We start from the raw sequence: 12,689 nt of genomic DNA on the forward strand, positions 1-12,689 counted from the left end.
CGGCCGGGGTCACTGGGTCGACCGGGGCCACTGGTGCACCCGAACCCACCGAGAGACCCGGTCCCACTGGCCCCACCGGCCCGACAGGCCCCACCGAGACACCCGAGACATCCGAGACCACCGAGACCACCGAGACACCTGAGAGCGTTGAGACCCATGGCTGACGAACCCCTCGTCCTCGGTATCGAGACGTCCTGCGACGAGACCGGCGTCGGCATCGTCCGCGGTACCACCCTGCTCGCGAACGCCATCGCGTCGAGCGTGGACACGCACGCCCGCTTCGGCGGCGTCGTCCCCGAGATCGCCTCCCGCGCGCACCTGGAGGCCATGGTCCCCACCATCGAGCGCGCCCTGAAGGACGCCGGCGTCTCCCCGCGCGACCTCGACGGCATCGCCGTCACGGCGGGTCCCGGCCTCGCGGGCGCGCTGCTGGTGGGCGTCTCCGCGGCGAAGGCGTACGCCTACGCGCTCGGCAAGCCGCTGTACGGGGTCAACCACCTCGCCTCGCACATCTGCGTCGACCAGCTGGAGCACGGACCGCTGCCCGAGCCGACGATGGCGCTGCTGGTCAGCGGCGGCCACTCCTCGCTCCTCCTCGCCCCCGACATCACCGCCGACGTCCGCCCCATGGGCGCGACCATCGACGACGCGGCGGGCGAGGCGTTCGACAAGATCGCCCGCCTGCTGGACCTGGGCTTCCCGGGCGGCCCGGTCATCGACCGGCTGGCCAAGGAGGGCGACCCGCAGGCCATCGCCTTCCCGCGGGGGCTCACCGGGTCGCGGGACCCCGCGTACGACTTCTCCTTCTCCGGCCTCAAGACCGCCGTGGCCCGCTGGGTCGAGGCCAAGCGGAAGGCGGGCGAGGAGGTGCCCGTGCGGGACGTCGCCGCCTCCTTCCAGGAGGCCGTCGTGGACGTCCTGACCCGCAAGGCCGTACGGGCCTGCAAGGACGAGGGCGTCGACCACCTGATGATCGGCGGCGGCGTGGCGGCCAACTCCCGGCTGCGCGCGCTCGCGCAGGAGCGCTGCGAGCGCGCCGGCATCCGGCTGCGCGTCCCGCGCCCCGGCCTGTGCACCGACAACGGCGCGATGGTGGCGGCGCTCGGCGCCGAGATGGTCGCCCGCAACCGGCCCGCCTCGGACCTGGAGCTCTCCGCGGACTCCTCGCTGCCGGTGACGGACCCGCACGTCCCGGGCCACCACCACGACCATGACCACGACCACGACCACCTGCACGAGATCAGCAAGGAGAACCTCTACTCGTGACGGTCACCCTGATGTGGGAGGCCCGGGCCGTACCCGGCCGGGGCGCCGAGCTCCTGGAGTGGGCCCGCGCCCAGCGGCCGGCCGCCCGGCCGCTGCGCCGCGAGACGTTCACGGCGCCGCAGGACCGGGTGCTGGTCCTGACCTGGTGGGAAACGTCCCCCGGGCTTCCCGGGCCGCCGGAGCTCCCGGAGCCGCCCGCGGAGCTCGTGACCCGCCCGGTCCACCGCTGGCGCTTCACCTCGCACGGCGTCGACTAGACCCCTCGGGGCGCCCCCCTGACCTGTGCCCCTTCGCTCCGTTCCCCCGAACGAGTGAACCGCGGGGGTGTGTTTCCGCATCCACTGTCCTGTGAACAGGACGACGGTGAAGGTGGCGGTGGCGGCGCTGTCCGCCCTGGTGGCGACGGGGCTCGCGGCGGGCTGTACGACGGGCGGCGGTGGTGGCGGCGGTTCGGCCGCGCGGCCGGGCCCCGACTGGACGGCCGCCTCCACCCCTGCCCCGTCCGCGCGGGAGAACGGGGCAGGGGCGGGCACCGGGGGCGGCGAGGCCGGTCCGCCGGACGCGGCGCAGAGGGCCGCCGCGTACCGCAAGTGGGGCCTGGAGCCGCTGCCCGCGCCGCCCGCCGCGCCCGCGGTGAAGCCGGTCAGGACCGTCCGCACCGGCGCCGAGCGGGTGCCCGTCATCAGCGACGTGCCGACGAAGGACAAGGTCGTCTTCCTCACCATCGACGACGGCGCCGAGAAGGACCCGAAGTTCGCCGAGATGATGCGGGACCTGGACGTCCCCTTCACGATGTTCCTCACCGACTCGGCGATACGCGCCGACTACGGCTACTTCAAGCCGCTCGCCGCCCTCGGGAACGGCGTCGCCAACCACACGCTGACCCACCCGAACCTGCGCACCCTCGGGGCCGGGGAGCAGGAGCGCGAGATCTGCGGTCAGCAGCGGCGGCTCCGGGAGACGTACGGCACGGCCCCGCGGCTCTTCCGCCCGCCCTACGGCAACTGGAACGAGGACACCCGGGCCGCCGCCGGCCGGTGCGGGGTCGACGCGATCGTCCTGTGGCGCGAGTCCATGCAGATCACCGACATGCAGTACCAGCGCGGCGACCGGAAGCTGCACCCCGGCGACATCGTCCTCGCCCACTTCCGCGGCCCGGCCGACCTCAAGGGCACGTCCATGACGGAGATGACCGCGAACCTCCTCCGGCGCGTACAGGAGCAGGGCTTCACCGTGGCGCGCCTGGAGGACTACGTCTGACCCCCGCCCGCCGCCCGCCGCCCGCCGGCTCCGTCTCGCGGCCGGACGCCGGCCCCGACGGGCCCACTGCCGACCGGCCGGGCCCGTGACCTGACCTGCTGGGCCAGCGGCCTGCTCCGGCACCCGGGGTGGACGCCCCCGGCGCCGACGCGCCCGTTGCCGGACCTGGGCGGGCTTGCGGCCTGCTCCGGTGCTCTCGGTGACGCCCCGAGGCCCTGGTACACGGCGCTCCCGTGCCCGCCGCCCCGGGCACCGCAGCCGCTCGGCGCCGACGCGCCCGTAGCCGGACCTGGGCGGGCCTGCGGCCTGCTCCGGTGCTCTCGGTGACGCCCCCGGGGCCTGGTACACGGCGCTCCCGTGCCCGCCGCCCCGGGCGCCACAGCCGCTCGGCCCCGGCGCCGACGCGCCCGTAGCCGGACCTGGGCGGGCTCGCCGCCGGCCCTGATGGGCCCGCGGCCGACCCCGGCTCCCCCCTCGATGACCGGCGCACCCCGGCACCCCCGGCACCCCGGCACCCCCGGTGTCCGCCGGCCCCCGGTGCCCGTCGCCCCGGTACGGGACCCGGTGACGGGCGCCCGCGGTACGCGTCCTAGCCTCGGCCCGTGTCGTCCCGTCGTGATCCCCTGCCCCCGCCCCCGCCGCCCCCGCACCTGCGGAGCTGGCCCGACCGTGCCGCGCTGCTCGCCGACCGCGACCGGGCCCTGACCGTGCTGGGTCGCGCCTCGCTGGGTGGCGGCCGGCTCGCGCTGTTCCTGGTGTGGCTGCTGGTGCTGGAGGTCGGCTGGAGTCTGGTGGGTGCCGCCTGGATCGGGTTCGACGAGGCCCTGGACCCGCTCGGGGCCGCGCCCGCCTTCCTCTTCGCGGGGGCGGGGCTCGCCGCGCTCGTCCCGGCGGGCTTCTTCCAGGTCGGCGGCGTGCGCCGGGACGTCGCGGCGCACCGGCTGCTCGTCCGGTGGGCGGCCCTGGACCGCGCCCCGGAGCGCGACGCCCGGCACCGCGCCGCGGGTCGGAGCCTGGCGTGGCTGCTCGTGTCGTTCGCGCTGGGCGCGGCGGGCCTGGCCCTGTGCGTCGGCGTGCCCGCGGCGGCCCGGCCCGGTACGACGACGTACGCGGAGGTCGGCTTCGCGGTGGGCGCCGGGCTCCTGCTGTGGGTGCACGGCCTGGTGGGCGGGGCGAGGGCCGTGGCCCACTTCCGGACGGCCGTGCGGCTGCTCAGTCCCGTCCGGTCGGTGCCGCGGGCCGCCCGACCAGCATCGTCGGCGCGCCCGCCACACGTGTGAGGAAGACCGTCGCGGAGTTCGGGCCCTTCGGCTTCACCTTGCGGCGCAGCTCCTCCGGCGCCACCGCCGAACCGCGCTTCTTCACGGTGAGGATCCCCACCTCGCGCTCCCGCAGCAGCGCCTTCAGCCGCTTCACGTTGAACGGCAGCTCGTCGGTGATCTCGTACGCGGTCGCGTACGGCGTCGGGCGCAGCTCGTCGGCGGTGACGTAGGCGATGGTCTCGTCGACGAGCCCGCCGCCCACCTCGCGGACGACCTCCGCGACCAGGTGCGCCCGGATCACGGCGCCGTCCGGCTCGTACAGGTAGCGACCCACCGGCCGGACCGGCGGGGCGGGCGGCGGCGCGGACACGGCGAGCGAGGCGCCGGACGGCAGCAGGGTCGCGCGCACGGCGCCGGGGGCTGTGCCGAACCACAGCACGGCCTCCTTCACGTCGCCGCCGTCCGAGATCCACTCGGCCTCGGCCTCCGGGGGGATCACCTCGTGCGGGATGCCCGGCGCGATCTTCAGCGCGGCGTGCGGGGCGCGGCGCGCGGTGTCGACCGCCCAGGACAGTGGCGGGGAGTACGCCTCCGGGTCGAAGATCCGCCCGGCGCCCCGGCCGCCGCCCGTCGCCGCGCCGCGCCGGGCGGGGTCGACGAAGACGGCGTCGTACGGGGCGGTGTCGACCTCCGTGACGTCGGCGCAGCGCACCTCGATCAGCTCCGCGAGGCCGAGCGCCTCGGCGTTGGCGCGGGCGACGGCCGCCGTGAGCGGGTCGCGGTCGACGGCGAGGACCCGGATGCCGGCGCGGGCGAGGGCGAGGGCGTCCCCGCCGATGCCGCAGCACAGGTCGGCGACGGCCCGGACGCCGAGCCGGGCGAAGACGGCCGCACGGTGCTCGGCGACGGCCCTGCGGGTGGACTGCTCGACGCCGTTCGGGGTGAAGAACATGCGGTACGCGTCCTCCCCGCCGAACTTCGCCACCGCCCGCTGCCGCAGCCGGGCCTGCCCGAGCGCCGCGGAGACCAGGTCCGCCGGGTGGTCGCGGCGCAGTCGCGAGGCGACGGCCAGCTCCTCCGCGGGGTCGTAGTGGCGCAGTTCGGCGAGGAGAGCGTGGCCCTCGGGGGTGCGGAGCGCGGAGAAGGCGGCGAGATCGGTCACCCGCCCCATTCTCGTCCAGTGTGGTCCAGGCGGGGGATGGTGCGGGTGTGGCGGCGGTGTCGCCCGTGCCGAGGGCCGGTGCGCTGACAGGATGCGGCGCCATGCAGCTAGTACGACAAATGCGTCCATCATCAGGAAATCGGGTATGGCGGGGGATCGCCACCGTCCTGCTTCTCGGGGTCCTCGGTACGGCCTGCGGAACCGAGGAGCGGCCCGCGGCGCAGGGCGGCGGCCCCGGGGCCCACGGCCGGCAGGGCGAGCCCGGCGCCGAGGCCCGGCAGGCGCCGCCGCGCACCGCGTCCGGGGCCCTCGCCGCCTACGTCGAACGCTTCCGGCGCACCCAGGCGGCGCGGGCCGTCGCCGCGCGCCGGTGGGGGCTGAAGCGGACCCCGCTCCTGCCGCCCGCGCCTCCGGCGGTGAAGCCGAAGATCACCTTCCGCAAGGGCTTCGAGGTGGGCGACCCCTCGCTCCCGCCGGTCTTCACCACCGTCCCGACCCGGGACCGGATCGTCTTCCTGACGATCGACGACGGGGCCGAGAAGGACCCGGAGCTGCTGCGGATGATGACCGAACTGGGCATCCCGTACAGCGCGTTCCTCAGCGACTACGTGGTCAAGGACGACTACGCGTACTTCGCGCGCATGCGGGACCGGGGCGTGGCCCTGCACAACCACACCCTCAACCACCGCTACATGCCCGCGCTCGACTACGACGAGCAGCGGCGCGAGATCTGCGGCCAGCAGGACACCCTCGAGAAGCGCTTCGGTACGCGCCCCACCCTCTTCCGCCCGCCGTACGGGAACTACGACGCCGACACGCTGCGCGCCGCCCGCTCCTGCGGGATCAAGGCGGTGCCGCTGTGGTCCGCCGAGGTGTTCCCCGATCGCATGGAGTGGCGGGAGTGGGACCGCGACCTGCACCCCGGCGACATCGTCCTCTCGCACTTCCGGGGGCGCGGCGACTGGAAGGGCTCGATGGCCGACATGGTGCGCCGCGCCATGGACACCATCACGGCGCGCGGGTACGCGGTGGCCAGGCTGGAGGACTACGTCTGAACCCCCCTTCCGCCTCGTACGCACGTGCGAGCGGAGGGCGGCGCGCGGCGGTTCGTTGGCACTCCGCTTGACCGAGTGCTAATCGCGGTCATAGTCTCGGCTCTGGCACTCCCCACCGGAGAGTGCCAACACAGCGACGGGCAGGTCCGGCACCCGCGACGACGGATCCACCTGGTCGCCACCTCAGACAGTTGACCCCGTGAGATCTCCGAAGGGGGAGGTCGGATCGTGACGACCACCAGCTCCAAGGTTGCCATCAAGCCGCTCGAGGACCGCATTGTGGTCCAGCCGCTCGACGCAGAGCAGACCACCGCCTCTGGCCTGGTCATCCCGGACACGGCGAAGGAGAAGCCCCAGGAGGGCGTCGTCCTGGCCGTGGGCCCGGGCCGTTTCGAGAACGGCGAGCGCCTGCCGCTCGACGTCAAGACCGGCGACATCGTGCTGTACAGCAAGTACGGCGGCACCGAGGTGAAGTACAGCGGCGAGGAGTACCTCGTCCTCTCGGCCCGCGACGTCCTCGCGATCGTCGAGAAGTAGTCCGGGGGTCCGGGGGGTTCGCCCCCCGGCGTGACTCCGTGCTCCACGTGCCTTGAGCTGCGCCCCTGGCCCCCGTTGCTGTGCTGCCGCACGTGCGCCGGGCGGCGAGGGGCGCCGCTCGTTTCCACCCAGTACCGAGAGGGCTGAACCGCTCCCATGGCGAAGATCCTGAAGTTCGACGAGGACGCCCGTCGCGCCCTTGAGCGCGGCGTCAACAAGCTTGCCGACACCGTCAAGGTGACGATCGGCCCCCGTGGTCGCAACGTCGTCATCGACAAGAAGTTCGGCGCCCCCACCATCACCAACGACGGTGTGACGATCGCCCGCGAGATCGAGGTCGACGACCCGTTCGAGAACCTCGGCGCGCAGCTGGTGAAGGAGGTGGCGACCAAGACCAACGACATCGCGGGTGACGGCACCACCACCGCCACCGTGCTCGCCCAGGCGCTCGTCCGCGAGGGCCTGCGCAACGTCGCCGCCGGCGCCTCCCCGGCCGCCCTGAAGAAGGGCATCGACGCCGCGGTCAAGGCCGTCTCCGACGAGCTGCTCGCCACGGCCCGCCCGATCGAGGAGAAGTCCGACATCGCGGCCGTCGCCGCGCTGTCCGCCCAGGACCAGCAGGTCGGCGAGCTCATCGCCGAGGCGATGGACAAGGTCGGCAAGGACGGCGTCATCACCGTCGAGGAGTCCAACACCTTCGGTCTGGAGCTGGACTTCACCGAGGGCATGGCCTTCGACAAGGGCTACCTGTCCCCGTACATGGTCACGGACCAGGAGCGCATGGAGGCCGTCCTCGACGACCCGTACATCCTGATCCACCAGGGCAAGATCGCCTCCATCGCGGACCTGCTGCCCCTGCTGGAGAAGATCATCCAGTCCGGCGCCTCCAAGCCGCTGCTGATCGTCGCCGAGGACGTCGAGGGCGAGGCCCTGTCGACCCTGGTCGTCAACAAGATCCGCGGCACGTTCAACGCCGTCGCGGTCAAGGCCCCCGGCTTCGGCGACCGCCGCAAGGCGATGCTCGGCGACATGGCCGCCCTCACCGGCGCCACGGTCGTCGCCGAGGAGGTCGGCCTCAAGCTCGACCAGGTCGGCCTCGACGTGCTGGGCACCGCCCGCCGCGTGACCGTCACCAAGGACGACACCACCATCGTCGACGGTGGCGGCAACTCCGAGGACGTCACCGGCCGCATCGCCCAGATCAAGGGCGAGATCGAGACCACCGACTCCGACTGGGACCGCGAGAAGCTCCAGGAGCGCCTCGCGAAGCTGGCCGGCGGCGTGTGCGTCATCAAGGTCGGCGCCGCCACCGAGGTGGAGCTGAAGGAGAAGAAGCACCGTCTGGAGGACGCCATCTCCGCGACCCGCGCCGCGGTCGAGGAGGGCATCGTCTCCGGTGGTGGCTCCGCTCTGGTCCACGCCGTCAAGGTGCTGGAGGGCAACCTCGGCAAGGAGGGCGACGAGGCCACCGGTGTCGCCGTCGTCCGCCGCGCCGCCGTCGAGCCGCTGCGCTGGATCGCCGAGAACGCCGGCCTCGAGGGCTACGTCATCACCTCGAAGGTCGCCGACCTCGACAAGGGCCAGGGCTTCAACGCCGCCACCGGCGAGTACGGCGACCTGGTCAAGGCCGGCGTCATCGACCCGGTGAAGGTCACCCGCTCGGCCCTGGAGAACGCCGCCTCCATCGCCTCCCTCCTCCTCACCACCGAGACCCTCGTGGTGGAGAAGAAGGAAGAGGAGCCGGCGGACGCGGGCCACGGCCACGGTCACGGCCACTCGCACTGACGCGCCGCGGCGACGCCGCGCGCCTCGACCCCGCGTCGAGCACGACGAGGCCCGGTACCCCTCAGGGGTACCGGGCCTCGCCCGTGTCCACGGGCACCGGCGCGCCGCCCGTACCGGCGCCGCCCCTACCGGCGGCGCCCGCGGCTACTTCGGGCCGAACTTGCGCCCCGCCCGGGAGCTCACCCCGCCCAGCAGACCGCGCGGCGCCAGCTTCACCACACCCATCAGCGCCTTGTACCGCGGGTCGGGCACCGACAGCGTCCGGCCTCGCGCCAAATCCGCCAGCGCCTCCGCCACGACCTTGTCGGCGTCCAGCCACATCCAGCCGGGGATGTTGTCCGTGCCCATGCCGGCCCGCTGGTGGAACTCCGTCCGGACGAAGCCGGGGCACAGCGCCATCAGCCGCACCCCGCTCCCCGAGAGGTCCCGCGCCGCGCCCTGGGTGAACTGCACGACCCACGACTTCGACGCCCCGTAGGTGCCGCGCGGCACGAACGCGGCGACGGACGCCACGTTCACCACGCCGCCCCGGCGCCGCTCGCGCATCGTCGCCGTCGCGGCCGCCGTGAGCCGCAGCACCGCCTCGCAGTGCACCTTCAGCATCCTCAACTCGTCGGCCATCGCCACGTCGAGGAACCGGCCCTTGTTGCCGAAGCCCGCGTTGTTGACCAGCAGGTCCACCGGCCGCTTGGTGTCCGCGAGGCGGGCCTCCACGGCCGCGATGCCGGCGTCGTCCGCGAGGTCCGCGGGCAGCACCTCCGCCTCCACGCCGTGCCGGTCGTGCAGTTCGGTCGCCTGCTCCCGCAGCCGGTCCACGTCGCGGGCGACCAGGACCACGTCATGGCCGTCGGCCGCCAGCCGCCGCGCGAACGCGGCCCCGATGCCCGCGGTCGCGCCAGTAATCAGTGCACTCGTCATACGCGGCACGTTAGTGCCCCGTGTCCCGCGGCGGAGAGGCGCCCGGTCGGGCGCCCGGCCCCACCCCCCGGGCCGGCGCGGGCACCCGGTCGCGCCCGGCCGCGTACTGCCGTGCCGCCGCCCGCAGTTCGGGGTGCGCGGCCCCGCCCGCGGCGAGGATCCGCGGCAGCAGCTCGCGCCGGGTCGTCGCGGCGCGGAACGCCAGCGCCACCGTCACGTCGTGGTCCGGCCGGTGGAGCACCTCCACGCGGTCGCCCGCCCGGACCTCCCCCGGCACGACCACCCGCAGGTAAGCGCCCGGCGCCCCGCGCCCGGTGAACCGCCGGACCCACCCCGGCTCGCCCAGCCGGCCGGCGAAGGTGCGGCAGGGAATGCGCGCGTCCGACACCTCCAGCACCAGCGACGGCCCGATCCGCCACCGCTCACCGAGCAGCGCGCCGTCCACGTCCACCCCACGGGTCGTCAGGTTCTCACCGAAGCAGCCGTTGGGCAGCGTCCGGCCGAGCTCCCGCTCCCAGTGGTCCAGCTCCTCGCGCGCGAAGGCGTACACCGCCTGGTCGGAGCCGCCGTGGTGGCGCCGGTCGCAGACCGCGTCCCCGGCCAGCCCCCCGCCGCCCTCGCCCTTCGGCCCCGGGTCCGCCACCCGGACGGGCCCCTCCACCGGCACCTTCCCGATCCCGGTCTCCCCGCTCGGCGCACTCGTGTACGCCACCTTCCGCGCCCGCCCGACGTTCACCGTCAGCACGCGCCCCACCATCGGCTCGTCCATGCGCGCACGGTAGCGCCGCCCCCTCAAACGATCCACGGGATATTTCGCGCCGGTCCAAAGCGCCCCTTATATTCATGGCGTGATCGAAGCCCGCCACCTCCGAGTGCTCCGCGCCGTCGCCGCCACCGGCTCCTTCTCCGCCGCGGCCCGTGAACTGGGCTGCACCCAGCCGGCCGTCAGCCAGCAGATGAAGGCCCTGGAGTCCTCCGCCGGCACGCCGCTGCTCATCCGCACCGGCCGCGAGATGCGCCTCACCCAGGCGGGCGAGGCCCTCGTCCGGCACGCCGCGGGCATCCTCGCCGGGCTGACCGCCGCGGAGGAGGAGGTCGCCGCCATCGCCGGCCTCCGGGCGGGCCGCGTACGCCTCGTCTCGTTCCCCAGCGGCAGCTCCACGCTGGTGCCCACCGCCCTCGCCGCCCTGCGCGCCGCCCACCCCGGCACCCGGGTCTCGCTCGTCGAGGCGGAGCCGCCGCGCTCGGTCGAGATGCTCCGCGAGGGCGACTGCGACGTGGCGCTCGCCTTCCGGTACGCGGGCGGCGCGGCCGAGTGGGACGACCTCGTCGTCCGCCCCCTGCTCACCGACCGGCTCGTGGGGCTCGTACCGGAGGGCCACCGCCTCGCCGGCGCGGGGTCCGTGGCGATCGGGGAGCTGGCCGACGAGCCGTGGATCGCCGGCTGCCCGCGCTGCCGCCGGCAGCTGGTGGACGTCTGCGAGGGCGCCGGGTTCACCCCGCGCATCGACTTCGCGACGGACGACTACCCGGCGGTCGTGGGTCTCGTCGGCGCGGGCCTCGGCGTGGCCGTCCTGCCGGAGCTGGCCGTCGAGTCGGTCCGGCCGCGCGGCGCCCGGACGGTCGTGGTGGAGCCCGCGGTCGAACGGGAGATCGTCGCTCTCACGCTGCCGGACCTCGCCCAGGTCCCGGCGGTCGCGGCCACCCTCGACCGGCTCGCGGAGGCGGCGGCGCGCGGCTAGGCACGGGGCACCGGCCGGCGACGCCACCCGCCGCCGCAGGCCCGCGCCCGCCCCGGGCCCCGGCCAGGCACAGCCCCTCACCCGGGGCGTGCCGCCCGGCCCGCCCCGGGTGGCACGCACGTCACCCGCGCACCACGCGCAGGTCACACACCCGTGCGCATATACCCCGCGTCACGCGCCCACGCTCATGCGCACCCGCCTCGCGCGCCCGTGCTCAGCGCACCCGCCTGGCGCGCCCGTGCTCAGCGCACCCCCGTCGTGCGCCCGCGCTCACGCCCCCCTTCCGCGCGGCGCGCCACGCGGACATGCGTGCCCGGCACAGCCGGCGTGCGCCCGCTCCGCTGTGCTGAAACGTTTTTTCCGATAAGGCCGGCGTATCCGCCGTCAGCCGTGGCCCGCCGCCCCCGAGGTCGTGATCAGCCGGGAGCGCGCCCGGCCCATGAGCTCCTCGCGCTCGTCCTCGGTCAGGCCGCCCCATACGCCGTAGGGCTCCCGCACCGCCAGCGCGTGGGCCGCGCACTCGGCGCGGACCGGGCACCTCATGCAGACCTCCTTCGCGGAGTTCTCACGCGCGCTCCGTGCGGCGCCGCGCTCTCCCTCGGGGTGGAAGAAGAGCGAGCTGTCGACCCCTCGACAGGCCGCGAGCAGCTGCCAGTCCCACAGGTCGGCGTTGGGTCCGGGAAGGCGGGAGAAATCTGCCATGGCGCATGTCCCCTTGGTGCCGTACTGAGCTTACTGAGCGGTCTACTTGTCGGAGTAGATGTAAATATGACTCATTGCGAATCTAGCTACAGACACCACCAAAGGGAAGGAAAAGCCGCTAAATGGGGCATAGCTCTGAGTGAAGCGGCGGTGACCTGCGGCGCTCTCCTCCGTGTGCACTCCCTCACGTAGAGTGTCGGAAGAGGTGCCCGCACCCGTAACTCTTTCGAGTGACCGTCGTTGAGAGTGCGGAGCGGTTGAAGCACAAGCGCTCGGGCCGACGCCCGAGGGCGTCGACCGCTCAGGTGACGATTCGTAACCAGCCTGGAGGCCCAAGGTGACGCGCATCAGCTGCGGAGGACGGCCATGACATCCGTCCTCGTCTGCGACGACTCCCCGCTTGCCCGAGAAGCGCTCCGCCGCGCCGTCGCCACCGTGCCCGGCGTCGAGCGCGTGACGACCGCGGCCAACGGCGAGGAAGTCCTGCGCCGCTGGGGCGCCGACCGCTCGGACCTGATCCTGATGGACGTGCGCATGCCCGGTCTGGGCGGCGTCGAGACCGTCCGCCGGCTTCTCTCCGCGGATCCCGGCGCCCGCATCATCATGCTCACGGTCGCGGAGGACCTCGACGGCGTCGCCCTCGCCGTCGCCGCCGGTGCCCGCGGCTACCTGCACAAGGACGCCTCGCGCGCCGAGCTGCGGGCCACGGTCACGCAGGCGCTCGCCGACCCCACGTGGCGGCTCGCCCCGCGCCGGCTGCGCTCCGCCGAGATGGGCGCCGCGCCGACGCTCACCGCCCGGGAGATCCAGGTGCTGGAGGGCATGAGCCACGGCCGGTCGAACGCCGAGATCGGGCGCGAGCTGTTCCTCTCCGAGGACACGGTCAAGACCCACGCCCGCCGGCTGTTCAAGAAGCTCGGCGCCTCGGACCGGGCCCACGCCGTCGCGCTCGGCTTCCGCTGGGGCCTGGTGCGCTAGGTCCCAGCGGTGGCCGTTCTCA

At 74.3% G+C, this 12,689-nt stretch carries 13 protein-coding genes; 9 read left to right on the top strand and 4 right to left on the bottom strand.

Annotated elements, in window-relative coordinates:
• Positions 1-156: 156 nt before the first annotated feature.
• The 4 genes from tsaD (at position 157) to NRO40_RS18170 (ending at position 3,806) form a co-directional block, all read left to right on the top strand.
• Positions 157-1,266 (top strand): tRNA (adenosine(37)-N6)-threonylcarbamoyltransferase complex transferase subunit TsaD, encoded by a 1,110-nt coding sequence (tsaD, locus tag NRO40_RS18155; RefSeq protein ID WP_058943134.1) that lies wholly within the window; start codon positions 157-159, stop codon positions 1,264-1,266.
• Complete coding sequence (locus NRO40_RS18160) at positions 1,263-1,523, top strand: hypothetical protein (RefSeq protein ID WP_058943133.1); 261 nt, start codon at positions 1,263-1,265, stop codon at positions 1,521-1,523. Before tsaD ends, NRO40_RS18160 begins: the two co-directional genes overlap by 4 nt.
• Before the next feature lie 91 nt (positions 1,524-1,614).
• Positions 1,615-2,526: a polysaccharide deacetylase family protein gene (locus tag NRO40_RS18165; RefSeq protein ID WP_232791129.1), complete on the top strand. Its 912-nt coding sequence runs from the start codon at positions 1,615-1,617 to the stop codon at positions 2,524-2,526.
• Positions 2,527-3,128: 602 nt separating this feature from the next.
• Positions 3,129-3,806 carry a hypothetical protein gene (locus NRO40_RS18170; RefSeq protein ID WP_058943132.1) on the top strand — a complete coding sequence of 226 codons (678 nt, stop codon included), beginning with the start codon at positions 3,129-3,131 and terminating at the stop codon, positions 3,804-3,806.
• Here NRO40_RS18170 and NRO40_RS18175 read toward each other — a convergent pair.
• Positions 3,739-4,959, bottom strand: coding sequence for a class I SAM-dependent methyltransferase (locus tag NRO40_RS18175; RefSeq protein WP_058943131.1), 1,221 nt, complete (start codon positions 4,957-4,959; stop codon positions 3,739-3,741). The two genes, NRO40_RS18170 and NRO40_RS18175, sit on opposite strands and share 68 nt — an antisense overlap.
• Before the next feature lie 92 nt (positions 4,960-5,051).
• Between NRO40_RS18175 and NRO40_RS18180 the strand changes: the two genes are divergently transcribed.
• The 3 genes from NRO40_RS18180 to groL all read left to right on the top strand — a co-directional run bounded on the left by NRO40_RS18180 (position 5,052) and on the right by groL (position 8,327).
• Positions 5,052-6,005 (top strand): polysaccharide deacetylase family protein, encoded by a 954-nt coding sequence (locus NRO40_RS18180; protein ID WP_058943130.1) that lies wholly within the window; start codon positions 5,052-5,054, stop codon positions 6,003-6,005.
• A gap of 228 nt (positions 6,006-6,233) precedes the next feature.
• Complete coding sequence (gene groES, locus NRO40_RS18185) at positions 6,234-6,542, top strand: co-chaperone GroES (protein ID WP_010471835.1); 309 nt, start codon at positions 6,234-6,236, stop codon at positions 6,540-6,542.
• A 156-nt stretch (positions 6,543-6,698) separates the two neighbouring features.
• The gene (groL, locus tag NRO40_RS18190; protein WP_058943129.1) at positions 6,699-8,327 is read left to right on the top strand and encodes a chaperonin GroEL; all 1,629 of its coding nucleotides are present in this window, start codon (positions 6,699-6,701) and stop codon (positions 8,325-8,327) included.
• A gap of 144 nt (positions 8,328-8,471) precedes the next feature.
• On the opposite strand, the gene NRO40_RS18195 is transcribed toward groL, so the two are convergent.
• A complete protein-coding gene (locus NRO40_RS18195) occupies positions 8,472-9,245 on the bottom strand; it encodes an SDR family NAD(P)-dependent oxidoreductase (protein ID WP_058943128.1) in 774 nt (257 codons plus the stop codon).
• Between the two features lie 10 nt (positions 9,246-9,255).
• Positions 9,256-10,014: an MOSC domain-containing protein gene (locus NRO40_RS18200; RefSeq protein WP_232791128.1), complete on the bottom strand. Its 759-nt coding sequence runs from the start codon at positions 10,012-10,014 to the stop codon at positions 9,256-9,258.
• A gap of 79 nt (positions 10,015-10,093) precedes the next feature.
• On the opposite strand from NRO40_RS18200, the gene NRO40_RS18205 reads away from it, so the two are divergent.
• Positions 10,094-10,987, top strand: coding sequence for a LysR family transcriptional regulator (locus NRO40_RS18205; RefSeq protein WP_058943127.1), 894 nt, complete (start codon positions 10,094-10,096; stop codon positions 10,985-10,987).
• Between the two features lie 384 nt (positions 10,988-11,371).
• Here NRO40_RS18205 and NRO40_RS18210 read toward each other — a convergent pair whose 3' ends face one another.
• A complete protein-coding gene (locus NRO40_RS18210; RefSeq protein WP_058943126.1) occupies positions 11,372-11,689 on the bottom strand; it encodes a WhiB family transcriptional regulator in 318 nt (105 codons plus the stop codon).
• Between the two features lie 366 nt (positions 11,690-12,055).
• Between NRO40_RS18210 and NRO40_RS18215 the strand changes: the two genes are divergently transcribed.
• Positions 12,056-12,667: a response regulator transcription factor gene (locus NRO40_RS18215; protein ID WP_003948568.1), complete on the top strand. Its 612-nt coding sequence runs from the start codon at positions 12,056-12,058 to the stop codon at positions 12,665-12,667.
• Positions 12,668-12,689: the final 22 nt, after the last annotated feature.

It is taken from the genome of Streptomyces changanensis, from assembly GCF_024600715.1.
Lineage (GTDB): Bacteria > Actinomycetota > Actinomycetes > Streptomycetales > Streptomycetaceae > Streptomyces > Streptomyces changanensis.